General features: G+C 48.0%; 15 protein-coding genes. 6 read left to right on the plus strand and 9 right to left on the minus strand.

Going from position 1 to position 16447, the window contains the following annotated elements; all coding sequences use genetic code 11:
- Nucleotides 1-7: 7 nt before the first annotated feature.
- The 5 genes from rbfA to rimP form a co-directional block, all read right to left on the minus strand.
- On the minus strand, nucleotides 8-430 hold the full coding sequence (gene rbfA, locus E3D00_RS02360) for a 30S ribosome-binding factor RbfA (protein WP_181441982.1): 423 nt from the start codon (nucleotides 428-430) through the stop codon (nucleotides 8-10).
- Nucleotides 427-3228, minus strand: a complete 2802-nt coding sequence (infB, locus tag E3D00_RS02365; protein ID WP_141459606.1) for a translation initiation factor IF-2 — start codon at nucleotides 3226-3228, stop codon at nucleotides 427-429. Before infB ends, rbfA begins: the two co-directional genes overlap by 4 nt.
- Complete coding sequence (locus E3D00_RS02370; RefSeq protein WP_246091468.1) at nucleotides 3225-3839, minus strand: RNA-binding protein; 615 nt, start codon at nucleotides 3837-3839, stop codon at nucleotides 3225-3227. Before E3D00_RS02370 ends, infB begins: the two co-directional genes overlap by 4 nt.
- Before the next feature lie 71 nt (nucleotides 3840-3910).
- Nucleotides 3911-5425, minus strand: a complete 1515-nt coding sequence (gene nusA, locus E3D00_RS02375) for a transcription termination factor NusA (RefSeq protein WP_141459610.1) — start codon at nucleotides 5423-5425, stop codon at nucleotides 3911-3913.
- 31 nt (nucleotides 5426-5456) lie between these two features.
- Nucleotides 5457-6074 (minus strand): ribosome maturation factor RimP, encoded by a 618-nt coding sequence (rimP, locus tag E3D00_RS02380; protein WP_141459611.1) that lies wholly within the window; start codon nucleotides 6072-6074, stop codon nucleotides 5457-5459.
- Nucleotides 6075-6264: 190 nt separating this feature from the next.
- Here rimP and E3D00_RS02385 point away from each other — a divergent pair, with 190 nt between their 5' ends.
- The 3 genes from E3D00_RS02385 to E3D00_RS02395 are packed head-to-tail and all read left to right on the plus strand — an operon-like array spanning nucleotide 6265 to nucleotide 9050.
- On the plus strand, nucleotides 6265-6864 hold the full coding sequence (locus E3D00_RS02385; RefSeq protein ID WP_141459613.1) for a hypothetical protein: 600 nt from the start codon (nucleotides 6265-6267) through the stop codon (nucleotides 6862-6864).
- 33 nt (nucleotides 6865-6897) lie between these two features.
- Nucleotides 6898-8151 carry an AAA family ATPase gene (locus E3D00_RS02390; RefSeq protein WP_141462332.1) on the plus strand — a complete coding sequence of 418 codons (1254 nt, stop codon included), beginning with the start codon at nucleotides 6898-6900 and terminating at the stop codon, nucleotides 8149-8151.
- The gene (locus E3D00_RS02395; protein ID WP_141459615.1) at nucleotides 8148-9050 is read left to right on the plus strand and encodes a hypothetical protein; all 903 of its coding nucleotides are present in this window, start codon (nucleotides 8148-8150) and stop codon (nucleotides 9048-9050) included. The genes E3D00_RS02390 and E3D00_RS02395 overlap by 4 nt, the downstream gene beginning before the upstream one ends.
- On the opposite strand, the gene E3D00_RS02400 is transcribed toward E3D00_RS02395, so the two are convergent.
- Both E3D00_RS02400 and E3D00_RS02405 read right to left on the minus strand, forming a co-directional pair.
- The gene (locus E3D00_RS02400) at nucleotides 9044-10588 is read right to left on the minus strand and encodes an ABC transporter substrate-binding protein/permease (protein ID WP_141459617.1); all 1545 of its coding nucleotides are present in this window, start codon (nucleotides 10586-10588) and stop codon (nucleotides 9044-9046) included. The two genes, E3D00_RS02395 and E3D00_RS02400, sit on opposite strands and share 7 nt — an antisense overlap.
- On the minus strand, nucleotides 10588-11337 hold the full coding sequence (locus E3D00_RS02405; protein WP_246091512.1) for an amino acid ABC transporter ATP-binding protein: 750 nt from the start codon (nucleotides 11335-11337) through the stop codon (nucleotides 10588-10590). Before E3D00_RS02405 ends, E3D00_RS02400 begins: the two co-directional genes overlap by 1 nt.
- Before the next feature lie 136 nt (nucleotides 11338-11473).
- On the opposite strand from E3D00_RS02405, the gene ccmA reads away from it, so the two are divergent.
- The 3 genes from ccmA (at nucleotide 11474) to E3D00_RS02420 (ending at nucleotide 13419) form a co-directional block, all read left to right on the plus strand.
- A complete protein-coding gene (gene ccmA / locus E3D00_RS02410) occupies nucleotides 11474-12103 on the plus strand; it encodes a heme ABC exporter ATP-binding protein CcmA (RefSeq protein ID WP_141459621.1) in 630 nt (209 codons plus the stop codon).
- Nucleotides 12100-12765 carry a heme exporter protein CcmB gene (gene ccmB, locus E3D00_RS02415; protein ID WP_141459623.1) on the plus strand — a complete coding sequence of 222 codons (666 nt, stop codon included), beginning with the start codon at nucleotides 12100-12102 and terminating at the stop codon, nucleotides 12763-12765. Before ccmA ends, ccmB begins: the two co-directional genes overlap by 4 nt.
- A gap of 75 nt (nucleotides 12766-12840) precedes the next feature.
- Nucleotides 12841-13419, plus strand: a complete 579-nt coding sequence (locus E3D00_RS02420) for a YqaA family protein (protein ID WP_141459625.1) — start codon at nucleotides 12841-12843, stop codon at nucleotides 13417-13419.
- A gap of 55 nt (nucleotides 13420-13474) precedes the next feature.
- On the opposite strand, the gene E3D00_RS02425 is transcribed toward E3D00_RS02420, so the two are convergent.
- Both E3D00_RS02425 and E3D00_RS02430 read right to left on the minus strand, forming a co-directional pair.
- Nucleotides 13475-15397, minus strand: a complete 1923-nt coding sequence (locus tag E3D00_RS02425) for a transglycosylase SLT domain-containing protein (RefSeq protein WP_246091469.1) — start codon at nucleotides 15395-15397, stop codon at nucleotides 13475-13477.
- Nucleotides 15398-15631: 234 nt separating this feature from the next.
- Nucleotides 15632-16411, minus strand: coding sequence for a uracil-DNA glycosylase (locus tag E3D00_RS02430; RefSeq protein ID WP_141459627.1), 780 nt, complete (start codon nucleotides 16409-16411; stop codon nucleotides 15632-15634).
- Nucleotides 16412-16447 lie beyond the last annotated feature (36 nt).

The following is a 16447-nucleotide window of genomic DNA, read 5'->3' on the forward strand; positions in this document are numbered from 1 at the left end:
TGATTAATCACGAAGGATCCAGATCACGTTTCACTTCAGGAGAACGCAAAATACGCTCTAAATCCATCGCATGATCCAAAGCAGTATCAGGCTGAAAATGGATTTCAGGCACCGTACGCAATCTTAGCTTTTTCGATAATGCTGTTCTCAGAAAAGGCGCTACTCTTTTTAGAGCAGGAAGAACAACTTCAATATCACTACGTCCCAAACGTGCGACAAAAGCCGTTGCATGCCTAAAATCTGGGGCAATACGTACTTCAGTAACCGTAATGCGTACATCCAATAATTCAGGATCTCTAAACTCAGTCCGAGCAAAAACATCTGCCAGAACCCGACGGACCTCTTCTGCAACACGTAACTGCCGTGTGCTTGGACCGTGGGTGGAAGAACCACCCACGTCTTTTACGCTATATTTTGAACGATCGCTCAAGCTGGAATCACTTCCATTTCATAGCATTCAACAACATCCCCTTCTCTGAGGTCGTTATAACCTGCAAAGGAGAGACCACATTCATAGCCACGTGCCACTTCTTTTACATCATCCTTGAAGCGTTTAAGCTGGCTGAGCTCACCTTCATGGATAACAACGTTTTCACGCAGCAAGCGAACCCCGGCACCACGCTTGACCAAGCCTTCAGTGACATAGCAACCTGCGACCTTGCCAACCTTGGTGATATTGAAGACCTGACGGATTTCCGCATAGCCAAGGAATTTCTCGCGATGTTTCGGCGCAACCTTTCCTTTAACCAATTGCTCAACATCATCAGAAACCTGATAAATAATTGAGTAATAACGGATATCAACACCTTCACGCTGTGCCAGTTCACGAGCCTGCGTCGTCGCACGGACGTTAAACGCAACGATGATAGCATCCGAAGCTTTCGCAAGCTGGATATCACTTTCCGTAATCTGACCAACACTGGCATTCAATACGCGCACAGCCACTTCTTCATGGCTCAGCTTCTGAACTGTTGCAGAAATTGCTTCAGCAGAACCTTGAACATCAGCCTTCACGAGCAGAGCAACGGCCTTCTGGTCACCAGCCTGAATACGCGCCAGCATCTGATCCAAAGTTCCACGCGCTGCAACTTGGAGAGCAGCTTGCTTTTCCTTGATCTTACGCTGACGGAACTCGCTAATTTCACGAGCACGCGTGTCTGTTTCAACCACAACAAATGGTTCACCCGCAGCCGGAACGCCAGTAATACCCAACACTTCGACCGGAACAGATGGACCAGCTTCTTTCAACTGACGGCCACGATCATCAAGAACAGCACGGACACGTCCCCATTCTGCACCTGCAACAACAATGTCACCCCGGCGCAATGTTCCTTTCTGTACCAAGACAGAAGCAACTGGCCCACGCCCCCGATCCAAACGACTTTCAATCACAGAACCTTCTGCAACACGATTTGGATTCGCTTTCAGATCAAGGATTTCAGCTTGCAGCAAGATAGCTTCTTCCAGCTTATCTAGACCTGTACGTTTTTGAGCTGAAACCTCAACATCCTGCGTATCACCGCCCATCGCTTCCACCACAATTTCGTGGCTAAGCAATTCTTGACGAACACGATCAGGGTTTGCGCCAGGCTTATCCATCTTGTTAATAGCCACGATAATTGGCGCATCCGCTGCTTTCGCATGCTTAATGGCTTCAATCGTCTGAGGCATGACGCCATCATCCGCAGCGACAACCAGCACGACAACGTCTGTTACCGAAGCTCCACGAGCACGCATGGATGTAAACGCTTCATGACCAGGAGTATCGATAAAGGTGATTTTCTTCCCAGAAGGAGCCGTGATCTGATACGCACCGATATGCTGCGTAATACCACCAGCCTCTCCACCTGCAACATCGGCTGCACGCAGCGCGTCAAGCAATGACGTCTTACCATGATCAACATGCCCCATCACGGTTACGACAGGAGCACGTACGGTTAGATCTTCTGGGCGATCCTCTACACCCTCAATACCAAGTTCAACGTCACTTTCCGAAACACGCTTAATGCGGTGCCCAAATTCTTGCACAACCAGTTCAGCTGTATCTGCATCAATGCTTTGTGGACCTGTCGCCATCACACCAAGTGTCATGAGCTTTTTAATCACATCGCCTTGACGCGCAGCCATACGGTTAGCCAATTCAGCCACCGTAATCGTCTCTGGAATAATAACATCACGAACCACACGCATCTGATCAGAGCGCAAGCGTTCTAACTCAGCCTGACGGCGCTCACGATCACGTTGACGACGAACGGAGGCTAGTGAACGTGTTTTACCATCATCACCTTCGATCGCAGCCCGAACGTCAATACGTCCATTACGACGATCATTTCCTCCGCCTTTACGGGACGAAGATGAACGACGTGGAGATGAGCCTCCACCTCCACCGCCTTTACGTGGACGACGCTCATCATCAGCTGTTGCAGCAACAGCAGCTGCTGCGCCACCACGAAGATGAAGTGTGTCGTTATTTCCACGAGAGCGGTTATTGGATGACCCAGATGAACTCGCTCCAGAAGAAGAACCAGAGGAGGACGCAGCAGGCGCTTTCGTCTGAACTGGACGTTCTGGCATAATTGCGCGCTCGGCCAAAGGACGCAAACGCTTCACAGGCTCAGCAAGCTGAATACCACCTGTAGAGTGCGTTCTTGGGTCTAAAGGAGCTTTACGGCGTTCTTCTTCTGCTTCCTGCTTGGCACGCTCTTCAGCGCGACGAGCTTCTTCCTCTGCGCGTGCTTGAGCTTCCTGCTCAGACTGGGCAGCAGCACGTTCACGTTCTTGACGTGACGCTTCTTCAGCAGCTTGCTGTTCAGCAGCAATACGCTTTTCTTCTTCTTCACGTCGCGCGGCTTCTGCAGCCGACATGATTTGAATCTTTTCTTCTTCCCGACGTGCAGCTTCTTCTGCCGCCGCTTTACGCTGTGCTTCTACAACGCGCTGACGTGTAGCTAATTCAGAAGCTGTAAGCGCACGGCCGCCTGCTCCTTTTCCACCACGCCCACCGGCTCCGCCGCCGGATGCTCCACGCTTAGGTTTGCGCACTTCTACCTGCACGACCTTAGAACGGCCATGACTAAAACTCTGCCTTACAGAGCCTGCATCAACTGTACGGCCCGCATCCTTGCGGCCTGCTGGGCGAAGGGACAGGCGGCCACTCTTATTCGTCTGTTCGCCGCCCTGCGATGGGTTTTTTGTTCCGTCCTGATTGCGCTCGTTGCCGTCGCTCATAGTTCCGCCTGTTCCTTAATGACCCTTGCAGGGTCTGGGAGTAAGCTTTTTGCCACTCCCGAAAATCTCTCATATTCGGCGATCAGGCGGTGTGCCAGCGCACCTTGCGCCATCACCGCATAAACCGCCCGGTCCCGGCTAAATGCCGATACCAAAATGCGCTCGGGAACTGTCACTACCGACAGAGACCGTCGCCCTGACATCAATCTGGCAAACTCATCCAGGCTTGCATGCTCTGAACGGATCACCACCCCTCCCTTACCAGAAGTAATCCACTCCCGGCTTTTCTGAAAACCGCAAACGACCTGCCCGGCTCGCCTTGCAAGACTAATGCAATCTAACATACGCTGCACTAATCCTTTTTCAACCAGGTCAGCCAAACAATCTGGCACGCTCACTTTTTCTTTCGCCTCTCTGGAGAAAGATTGCTGTGCGCGTGGGCTATCTAACACATCCCGGCTGGCACTCAACCACATTCCTCGACCCGGCAGTTTTGCTGCCAAGTCTGGAACAATCTGACTGTTTGGCCCAACGACAAAACGAATCAGGTGTTCTGGCGGCTTTTTCTCTCGTGTGACCATGCAGCGTCGCTCTGAATTGCGACGCCCCAAGGCCCCACGAGCAGGATTGTTATCTGTATCAGAAACGTCAGTCGTCGGTCGACTCCCTGTGTTTAATTTCTCTATTCCGCCGATTCGTCTGCATCAAACCAATGAGCACGAGCAGCCATAATCACTTCGTTTGCGACGCTTTCATCCATCACGTCAGCCCCAAAGATTTCAACCAGCTCATCACCAGCCAGATCCGCGAGATCATCAAGCGTTTTCACGCCCTTTTCTCCCAAGGTTACCAGCATCTGATTGGTAAAGACACCTAAATCGGCAATCTCATCAACAACGCCAAGTTCTTTACGCTTGTCGTCCAATTCCTGCTCTTTACCAGCCAGATAATCGTTTGCACGAGTCATAAGCTCGTCTGCAACACTCTCATCAAAGCCTTCAATCTCGTTCAATTCTGACGGATCGGCGTAAGCAAGCTCTTCAATCGTATGGAAACCTTCCGTTACGAGCAAACCAGCGATCACATCGTCAACATCCAACGTGTCAACAAATAGGGCTGTTCTCTTACGGAATTCATCCTGACGGCGTTCAGACTCTTCTGCTTCCGTTAGAATATCAATATCCCAACGGGTTAGCTGACTAGCCAAACGCACATTCTGCCCACGACGACCAATCGCGAGAGAAAGCTGCTCATCAGGAACAACCACTTCTACACGACCTGCCTCTTCATCCATCACAACTTTTGTGACTTCAGCAGGAGCAAGAGCGTTTACGACAAACGTTGCTGCTTGAGGACTCCAAGGGATAATATCAATTTTTTCACCTTGCAGCTCAGCCACAACCGCCTGAACGCGTGATCCTTTAACACCGACACACGCACCCACAGGATCAATGGATGTATCTTTCGAGATAACAGCCATTTTGGCACGCGATCCAGGATCACGGGCAACAGCTTTAATCTCAATAATCCCATCATAAATCTCAGGCACTTCCTGTGCAAAAAGCTTTGCCAGAAATGCCGGATGCGTCCGGGAAAGAAAAATCTGAGGCCCACGTGTTTCGTCACGCACATCATAAATGTAAGCACGAACACGGTCGGAGTTTCTGAACGATTCACGGGGAATCAATTCATCCCGTCTCAGCAAACCTTCTGCACTGCCAATCTCAACCATCATGTTGCCGTATTCAGTACGTTTTACCGTACCGTTTACAATCTCACCAACACGATCTTTGAAGTCATTATACTGGCGTTTACGCTCATATTCACGTACGCGCTGCACAATCACTTGCTTGGCCGTTTGAGCCGCGATGCGCCCGAAATCAATCGGTGGCAATGGGTCGACTAGATGTCCACCAACCTTTAGGTCTGGCTGAAACTTACGGGCAATATGAATAGAGATCTGAGTATCCTCATTCTCCACATGCTCGACAGCTTCAGTCCAGCGGCTGAGACGAACTTCCCCAGTCTTACGGTCGATTGTGGCACGAATATCTTTTTCGTGACCATATTTCGCACGACCGGCCTTCTGGATAGCCTGCTCCATCGCTTCCAACACTTCTTCACGATCGATATTCTTCTCACGTGAAACTGCGTCAGCGACCATTAACAATTCAGGACGTAAAACAGACGTGTCCATCAGATCAGGCCTCCAGCCTTCTTAAGACGGGTCATTGCTTTTTCTTTCCCGGCTTTTTCGGATTCAATTTAGGAATACGACGTTTTTGACCATCGCCTTCCTCTTCCGTCGCTACCCCCGAAAGAGCAGCACTCGCTTCAATCAAGGCATCTGTCAAAATTAAACGTGCCTTACGGATGTCTGTTAAAGGCAGTTCGGCTTCTGTACCGTCATCCAACCGGATAACAGCCTTACCGTCACGCACTCCCATCACCGTTCCAGAAAAACGGCGACGTCCATCCAAAGGCACATCCAATTCAGCTTTCGCCAGATGCCCAGAAAAACGTTCCCAATCTTTCGCCCGGGTTAAAGGACGATCTATTCCGGCAGAGGACACTTCAAGCATCCATGCATTCGGAATAGGATCATCCACATCAAGTATAGTACCAACAGCATGGCTGATCTGCTCACAGTCCTCAACCGAGATTAACGACCCGTCAGCTTTATCAGCCATAACTTGGATCGTTGGTGTATCTCGCCCTAAAACTGCAAGACGAACAAGTTCATACCCCAAATCCTCCAAAGCTGGCGAAATGCGTTCTGCAATACGCGCTTCAAGCCCTGTAAGATGAAGTAGATCAGTGTCAGATGGTGGATTCTGTTGAGCCAAGACAAAAAAGGCGGCCCGCTAAGGCCACCCCCCGAAAGAAAGCGGAAGATAAATGGAATAGCTTTAGCTTAATGCACTTGCACTCGATATGCAAGAGGAACGATGAACAAGGCCTAATTCCCAATCACTATAATTTTTTTTACTTTATAAACTCTTGCAGACAACGAAATCTTCCTATGAAAATAACTGCATGCGTGACGATCTTCCCTCTCCCCAACCGCTCCATACCCCAAGCATTACAGAAAACGCTAAGCCCCATAGAAAATCTTGGCTTTCAATAGGAGCCATTGGTTTTACCATCCTCGCTGCAGGCTTTCATTTTTACAACACACACACACCACAAACAGAAAAATCTTCCACAGAGCAGGTTACCTCACACAAAAGTGACGCCCTTCGTGCTGTCACACAACTTTCCATGATTTTACCGGAAAATGCGCCTCAAGCTCTCGCTAAGAGCCGGTTCTCTCCCACTCAGCAAAGTATGATCCTCGCAGCTTTGAAAAGAGGGTCCATGCGTCTGGTCGAAATGCCGGTTCTTGATGCAGCAGGGCTATCTGGGCAAACCATAGATATTTCAGTCGCCGGCCTTACACAGCGCATCACATTAACTGGTCACTTTCAAAGAGTTATTCTGCCAATTTCTGAAGTGGGGCAAGTCACCATTACACCTGTTACAGCACCTCATGCGCCTGTCTTAAATATCGGCGCTATGACCGCTTTAGGACCAGAGGTTTTGCCAAGTCTAACTTCTCTTGATCAAAGTATCGTGCTCAATATTCTGGTGCAATAAAAGAGGCGAAAGGTGTTTAAATCCCTCATTCCAATGCTCAACCGAGCGATGCCGTTAATGATGGCTTTATTTGTTATTCTGGCAATCGTGCAGGTTGCCGTTATGCTGCACCTTTCTACGCATAGTTTATACACAATTATAGATAGTGGTCGTGAATTTTACTTACCACTTGCTGCTATGATGAGCTTTTTTACAATTATTGGTTTATGTCATGAAAGTTCTTCTGAAAAAATAGCACGCAAGGGATTACGCCGAAGGAAAAGCTTACTCATGGATGTTCTCAGCCGCCTCACCAACCGTACAGAACTTGAAGAGCTTATGGCTCGCGAACAACATGAAACTGTTATTGATGCAGAAGAACTCGCGGCATCCTTACGAGCCCGCATCATCGGACAAGATAAAGTCTGTGAAGATATATCCCAACAGCTCAGACGCCGCCTTGCTCTCAAAACCCGCGGAAAACCCGTTGGTGTGTTCCTTCTGGCCGGGCCGCCAGGAACAGGCAAAACATACTTGGCCAAACAGATTGCACGACAGATGGATCGCCCCCTTCTCCATTTCGACATGACGCAAATGTCGAGCGCTCATGCGGCCACTCAACTTTTTGGCTCGCCCAAAGGATATGTTGGTTCTGATACATTTGGAAAATTAACTGGTGGGCTAAAAGAAAACCCAGATGCTGTCGTCCTTTTGGATGAGATTGAAAAAGCACATCCAGATGTGTTTAAAAAATTCTTAACAGCATGGAATGATGGTCATATTACTGAGGCCTCTACGGGAGAGCAAGTTTCAACAACCCGTGCCATCTTTATGCTGACATCCAATATTGCAACAGAAGCCTTAACTGAAATTGCTGATCGATTGGCAGACGATCCAGATAAAATGCGCGCTGAATCCGTTGAGACACTGCGACGGTCAGGTTTTGCTCCAGAGGTTTTAAACCGTATTGATCGTATTTTTATTTTCCGCTCTTTGCGCGGATTAGATTTAGCGCGCGTTGCTGCTCTTGAGATCGAAGCCATGATTGAAAGCTATGGTTTGCATGTTGAAGCAGGTGGAATTGACGCAAACCTTCTTTTCCAAGTGATGCAAAAACAGAAAAACCTTGGCACGGGAGCCAGTGCGCGTGATTTGGTACGCTCTATTGAGGATATGATTAGTGAAAGCCTCATTATCGCTCGTCAGCAAGGCGCAAAGAAAGTCCGCTTAGTTTCACAGGAAAACAATGTTGTTGCTGAAATCGTTTCAGAACAAGACATTCAACTGAGGAAAGAAAGTCGTTTATGACGGCTTTCTCACGCCTCTGGAAAAGAGCCCCTATCTGGCGCGCCTGTTTGATAGGAGCAATCGCCACGACAGGAATGGCCGCTTTCTTCCCAACAGAAGGTCTTAAAAAAGCACTTCCTTGGCTACCGGGTAGCAGCCATAGTCTTTCTTTTCAAACCGCTCCCAATCCCAATAATGACAATCAAACTGAAGTTCTAGAGCCTGATCCGACCATATTCGTACATGACCATATTTCAATTGCGGGCCGTATAGTGCCTCTCCCTGAAGGAAACTGGCACCCCATTCTGTCTGCACGCTTGCCCCCCAATGAAGCGTTATCATCCCAAGCACTTGTCCGGACTGAGAATGGAAGCGTTTCTGGTATAATTATCGTCACAGCGACGCAAGAACCCATCTCTGCTGACAACATTAATTATCTTGATGCGGCATGTCATGATAATCGTAATTATATAACGCTTTTCGCGCCTCAAACCGATCAATCAGAGGAGTGTTCTTTTTTAGCGACTGCTCTGATGGTTGATCATCCAATCAGCCCAGATCCTTTTATCAAGACCACTTTCAATCGATTAAATACCTTAGGCTTCCCGGTTCCATCTTTTTTTATTACTGCAACCTGGGGTCATGCTACCTTACAACAGGGAAGCCCCAATGCCCAATTTGAAACCGTTCAAATGTTCATGCCTCCTCTTGATAAAACATCTCATCAATTGTTAGCGCCTCTTTCAAACTGGGCAAACAACTCCTTACATTCATATCCCGAAGCTTCGCTCTTTATGACGCATGCGAAAAAATGGCTTCCTCTTTGGGCACATCTTTTACAAGATGGGTTTAATGGACACCTTTCAACGCAAGACCTTAAAAATTCATCCGCCGGACAAGACCCAGCGGCCCCTCAGTGATGTCCAAGATGGGGCCCCATACTCCGCCCCATTCTTTTCTCTACGAACCGTGCTAAACGAACAAAAGGCAGTCCGAGCAGAAGGTACGCGGCACCCACCATCAAACCTGTGCCAAAATAATCATAATATGTTGCCGATAAGCGCACATACGTCTGGCTTAACTCAGTCAATGTAATGACAGAAACCAATGAACTGTCTTTCAGCAATGAAATAAAATCATTCGTCATTACAGGCACAACGGTACGGAAAGCCTGAGGGATAATCACTAGCCTTAAAGACTGCCAATGGGTCATGTTTAATGCAACAGCCGCTTCCATTTGCCCTCGCGGAACAGAAAGCAACCCTGCACGATAATTTTCTGCTTCATAAGCTGAGTAATTTAGGCCCAGCGATAAGACCCCTGCCATGAAAGGAGACAAACGCACTCCAAAAGCTGGCAGCCCATAGAAAATAAAGAGCACTTGAATCAGTAAAGGCGTGCCTCGAATAACTTCCACATATAACCCGACCAAAACCCTCAAGACCATCCCGCCATAGTGGCGTGACAAAGCCAGCACTAGACCCAACCCAACAGCTAAGACCATTGCCAAAGCAGAGACGGCAAGGGTCATCAAAGCGGCTTTCCCAATAAGGGGTAGAAAACCAATATATCGATGCAGCAGAACCTTCCACTCGCTTCCGCTCATTCCGGCCATAGCCGTCTTATACTGCTGCCATTTCACGGGGGGTATATCGAGGTGTGAATGATCCCCCGTATAGTTCTCCATTAAAGGGGTCCACAAATTCCATTGAGCCAGAATTTTATGAAGCGTCCCATCCTTTATCAATTCATTCAGGGCAACATTCACCTGATCCCGTAATGCCCGGCTACCCTGACTAAATGCTATCCCATATTCCATACTACCAATGGGTTCGCCCACCAGCTTCATATCATCCGTAATGGAGCCATAATACAGCGCTATAGGGGCATCCAACAAAATCGCATCCAACCGGCCATTTCTCAAATCTGAAAAGGCATTTGTCTCTTCTTCATACGAACTTAAGGTGACCTCTCCCACCCTTTGCAACATTCGTTCAGCAATTGTATTTTTAATAGTTCCAACTTTGTGCGTTTTTAAAGCATCCAGTGTATCCAGCCCTGTTTCATCCTTACGAATAACAATTCGCTCACTCGTCACGTAATAAGGACGAGAAAATAATACAGCAGCCTTATGCTCAGGGGTCATTTCAATACCATCGACCACCATCGCATATAAATCACGGGACAACCCGGGAATAAGACCGTCCCAATCATTCTGAACAAACCTTGCTTTTTTATGCATTCTTTCAGCAAGGGCATTCACCAGATCATACTCAAACCCGGTCATTTGTGATTCATGTTGCGGATCATGAAACACGTAAGGAACATTGGCCTCCCCATCCGAGGCCCATGGTAAATCTGTTACGCCCTTTGCACCGGGAATAGAGATAGGTTCAGCATAAGCCCCGGATGCGCACAGCACCATTAGAGCACAGAAAAGTGCTGTCACTCTTTTCATTAGAGAATTGTCCGCAAAAAGCGCCGTGTCCGTTCATGCGTCGGGTTAGCAAACATTAACTCAGGCTCCCCACTCTCAACGATCTGGCCACCTTCAATATACAATACACGATCTGAAGCCGCACGAGCAAAGCGCATATCATGCGTTACAACAATCTGCGTCATCCCCTCCGTATCCAAATCCCGCATGACAGACAGAACCTCTTCCGACACTTCTGGATCAAGCGCAGATGTCGGCTCATCATATAACATCACAGAAGGCTTCATCGCTAAAGCACGGGCAATGGCGGCACGCTGCTTCTGCCCTCCAGATAAACTATCGGGATAACGCTCTTTAAGAGCCCCCAAACCAACCTTCTCAAGCAAATTACACGCAATATCACGCACCTCTACAGATGAAACGCCCTTAACGTGCATCGGTGCCATCATGACATTATCTAATACCGTTCGGTGTGGAAAAAGATTAAAGGCTTGAAACACCATTCCTACGTGTGAACGCAATTGATGCGCTTGAGCCTCGTGCTTGCGGCTCCAATGCCCCCCTGAACACGACAGCATTATATTTTCGATACAGACAGAACCAGAATCAGGGTGCTCTAAAAAATTCAAGCACCGTAAAAACGTCGACTTGCCGCAGCCTGAAGGGCCAATAATGGAAACAAGTTCTCCACGCTCAACATCCAGCGATATTCCTTGCAGAATTTTATTCGCTCCAAAAGACTTAACAATAGCCTTTGCCTGCAATACCAGATCTGTCAGTTTAGAAACTCCCCCTCACCGATCATCCAACATGATAAAAACTGCTTTATCTATAGTGCTTTTCTCGTTTACAAAAAACATAAATTCGCTTTTCCCAAGCTGATCTTCTAATAAGACCCCTTACTTCATGCCTGATGCGCCCCTGTCTCCTCACGTCACCTCTCCCCTTTTGGATGTAAAAGACGTCTCTGTTATTCGTGGAGACAGGCTTGTTCTTGATCAGATCACTTTATCTCTCTACGCAGGAGATGCCTTGATTTTGACAGGAGAAAATGGAGCAGGAAAATCTACCCTTCTTCGCACAATCGCAGGCCTTAGAAAACCGGATCATGGCTCGATTTTACGCCAATGTTCTCTCTCTTGGCTCGGCCATCATGATGCACTTAAGCCCGGTCTTACAGTAGCACAAAATCTCGCCTTATCAGCCCAGCTTGGTCAAAACAATCTCACAACAGTCCTCAAAAGCCTTGAACTTGAACATCTCATCGACCAACCCGCACGCTTACTCTCCTCAGGGCAAAAACGCAGAGCGGCTTTTGCTCGTGTGATGCTTTCAAATGCCCCGTTATGGCTTTTAGATGAACCAACGGTCGGAATGGATGCTCGGAGCATTCAAAACATCGGCAGGATTATGTCTGCCCACCGCAATAACGGCGGGGCCATGATTGTGACAACCCACGTTCCTTTGCCTTTAGAAAATACCTTGTCCTATACGCTCCCTTCTTTAGCTCCATCCGATACATTCTGGCTTTTATGAAAATATTTACCGCTTTAATCTTGAGAGATTTAAATATTGCGTTTCGTTTTGGAGCAGATACCCTCGCTTCAGTCTTATTTTTTATCCTTTGCGGCAGTTTATTTCCTCTTGCTCTAGGTCCCTCACCAGATCTTTTACGCCATATGGGCCCAGGTATTATATGGGTCTGCGCGCTTTTAGCTTCCTTGCTTCCTCTCGACAGAATGTTTGGCGCTGAATTGGAAGATGGCTCTCTTGATCTCTTAATGCTCACCACACTTCCTGCTTATGCCATTGCTCTCGCCAAGATAACCGCTCATTGGCTTACAACAGGCATTCCCCTTCTCCTTGCAAGTATTCCTCTGGGCATTATGCTAGGCATCAAAATCAATGAACTGCCATTATTATTAACAACCCTCGCTATCGGCACAGCTTGCCTTTCTCTACTAGGTGGGATGGCCGCTTCTATTGTTTTAGGGGCCCGTCGAGGAGGAGTTTTGCTCCCCCTTCTCGTACTCCCACTCGCCACACCTGTTCTTATTTTTGGCGCTTCAGCCTCTTATGCCACACAGCTGGGCACCTCCGCCACAGCGAGCCTTGATTTACTGGGAGCATGCCTACTCGCCAGCCTTCCTTTGTGCCCATTTGCCGCCGGCCAAGGCCTTAAAGCAGCAGTGGGTTAAAGAAAAACATTCCAAAGAAAATTAACTCCCGCTAAGGAATACCGGCATCTTAAAAACCAAAGGTTGTTTTATATTGTGATTAAATCGCTCTATGATCGTGTTGCACGCCTTGCAGCATCTCCCAATGCTGTCTGGTGGCTTATCGCTATTGCTGTGGCTGAAGCCTCCGTGTTCCCTCTTCCAGTCGATTTAATTCTAATCCCTATTCTCTTAGAACAACCCCAACGGGCTTGGTTTTTAGCTACAATATGCACCTTTGCCAGTGTTGCAGGAGGGGTTCTGGGCTGGTTTATCGGAGCATTCCTGATGCAACATATCGGCTTACCCATCGCGCATTTTTATCATGCTGATGGCCGTATTCTGGCATTGGAAAACATGTTCCAACGCTATGGCATTTGGATTATTCTCGGAAAAGGCCTAACCCCTCTTCCCTATAAATTCGTAACCTTAGCAGCAGGCGCCGCACACTATCCTCTTACACCCTTTATTTTAGCAAGCATTGTCACACGAGGAGCACGTTTCTTTTTAGAGGCAGCCCTTCTACAAATATTTGGCCCATCCATTCGTGACTTTATTGAAAAACGCTTAACCATCATTTTGCTGGTTATACTGATTGTTATTATTGCTGGCGTAGCTCTGGTAGAGTTTTTCTAAAACACTCCACTCCCCCCGCCTTAATGATGGGGAAGAGGAGTGGATCCTAAAGGGCTTAATTCAAGGCTATATGTTCTTGAGCCAAAGCCCGTTCAGCCTTAAATGACGGCCATTCAGCGCGCGTCAAAGATTTTAAAGAGGGAGCTGCCATACCCATCTTTTTTGCATAACGCCATGTATATGTTAATGTTTTATGAACATAATCACGCGTTTCAGCATTCGGCAAGGTTTCTATAAAAAAGAGCGGGTCATGCACGCTTGAGCTTTGATTGCTTTCCCAACGCGCAATAGCTCCCGGGCCGGCATTATAAGAGGCCAAAACACGAACAAGATCCCCCCCGCCTGCTTGTGTTGCCGAAATGCCTGCATGGTCAGATTGATGCGCGAGATAAATAACGTAAAGCTGCCCAATTTCTAAATTCATGCTTGGATTATGTAGTCGAGCAACCATATCGGCTGGGATATTAATAACCGCTTGCCCATGAGCATCATACACAGGGTGAGACTGCGTTACAAAACTTGCTGTAATAGGCCGAATTTGCATCAACCCATGCGCTCCGGCTCCGGATGCAGCCATTGAGTCAAAATTGGATTCAACCCGCGTCAGCGCATAAACCAGAGCGGGATCCATCCGAAAACCGTTTCTTGGATGCAGATTAGGGAAAGGTAAAGCCTCTGTTTCCTCTTTAGGGTGAGCCCCCACACTCATAATCAGAGACGCCATTTGCTCTGATAAATCTTCAAAACCAGCAGCTTGAGCAACCAACTGTAGAGACCTTGATCGTGCACTATCTGCCACCAAATCAGGCCACATCCGACGCATCAAATCCTCAGCGCGTCCACGCTCCCCAACTTGAAGCAGAGCATAAAGCTGCTGCCCCTGAGCAAGAGCGCCAATCGCCTCAACATCAATTTCACTCAAAACCGGAACGGGATCATGAAGCGTCACTTCCATATCAACATCAGCTAAGTGAGCATGCCCTTTACGTCCCTGCTCTAATGTTTGAGAAGCGAGCATCCCATAAAACGTATCATGATGATTAGCCGCGCGGTGCAACCACGACACATAAGCAGAAACAGCATGACTACGCGCTTTAGATCGAGCAGCCCAAAATGCAGCCGCTGCGTGTAGTTCTGATGAGGTAACAGGAGAATTCGCCGCTGACTGAAACAGCTCATAAGCCGTGTCAGTATGCCCTTCTCTCCAAGCCGAGAGACCAGCAACATATGCCGCCAGTCCGACTTGATGTTTGCCTTTTTCAAACCCTTCGCATCCAATGCGTAAGGCACTGCGCGTTGCTCCTTGAGCTAAGAGACTAAGTGCAACTTCCCCATATAATTGAGACGCATAAGCCCCTGTCATACCCGGAGTAACATCAATTAAGTGTAACGCACTCATCGCCCCTTTTTCTCCAGAAGCAACGCGTTCTTGAACCGTCCTGTCTAAAAGAGGGTTCCGCGTAAAGGCTTTGGATAGAGGATCCGAAGTCTTCCCATCAGGCAAATGAACCGTATCCGGCCGATCTTCCGGAGAGAGAGACTTCGTAAAATTCTGAACCTGAACGCTCCCTGCGGGAGCAAGACCTACCAACACTTTCTGAATATTGGCAGCATCAGGTGACGTGGGATAGGTACGCAGCCACGCTTTAAGCTGCTCCACATTGGGATGTGCATTCGGCATCAAATACCGATCCGCCAGAACATCCCCCAGAAGAACTGTATTTTTCAACAATCGCGTCTGCTCAATCGCCGTCTGGGTATCACCGCGGCGTTGAGCCTGAAAAATAGCTCGGTATCGACTAGCATCAGCAGCAGTCAGAGGATGCGGTAAACCAACTGCATCTCCGCCATGGGCTGGTATTTGAATTTCAGCAAATGCTGTTTCATCACCTGCATGATCAGGCTGAGGGGGGAGAGGACGTACGCTCGCTGCACATCCTGCATGAAAAGTCCCACCGGCCAAAATTAACACACTCACAAGCAACGCTCGTGCTGTGCTTCCTGGGATGAAAGGGGTAATCCTTCGCATAACGAGATGCTTGCTAACGGTTTTTCACCAAACTAGCAAGTAAATGTTAATCGTTCGTAAAACCCTAGCCTGTGCGATGATACAGCTCAGCCCAAAAATATTCTAGTGGTTCGGCAAGGTTTTATGAGACTTTTTTCATATTTTTTGTATTTTTCTTACAAATTATTTAGGACTAATTTTATCCTATTTAGTTTTGCTCAATTCTTGACGCAATATCAGCATATCTTGCCATGCATTTCGACGCGCAGAAGGACTTGCTGCTAGTTGCAAAGGATGTCGCATCGGCAAAAGCCGAATCGAAGCGTGTTTGTCGTTATTCGATATGTCGCACCATTTCCCCCTCACACGACTTAACATGGCGGTCTGCTCGGTGAGCATGCGCAAAGGGGTCACTCCCATTGTGACCACGAACGCTGGTTGACAAATTTCTATAATTTTCAACAAAAAAGGACGACACGCCATCATTTCCTGCGCCGTCACGCTACGTCCACCAGGAGGACGCCAAGGCAGTGCAGGAACGATGGAAATTTGTGATCTTTTCACATCAATTGACGCAAGCATTCTGTCTAAAATCCCACCCGCTTTCCCCGCAAAAAGGTGCCCAGATCGATCTTCATCTGCATCCGGCACTTCTCCGATGAGCATAAATGGAGCATTCTCTACCAAATGAGGCATTAAACGATGCGTCGCCGTACGTGCTAAGAAAAGCTCATCCAACGCCTCACCGGCACGCATCAAACCGGCAATGTCCTGTGCTTGTTCTATTTCCCCTACAGAAGGAGACGTCACTTTTTCTTGTGGCTTTAAATAAACTGGCGCAACTGGACGCTGAGGAAGCGGCTGTGTTACAATCTCCAGACAATTCAATACATCCTCTTGAAGGACTTCATCCACACCCCATTCACATTGCACTTGCAATGCCGCCAATATCTCAGTTCGGCTTAGAATAGACTGGAGTGTCATAAATTTTGACCTTGATTGGCTAAAAACCGATTTATG

The organism is Swingsia samuiensis (assembly GCF_006542355.1).
Lineage (GTDB): Bacteria > Pseudomonadota > Alphaproteobacteria > Acetobacterales > Acetobacteraceae > Gluconobacter > Gluconobacter samuiensis.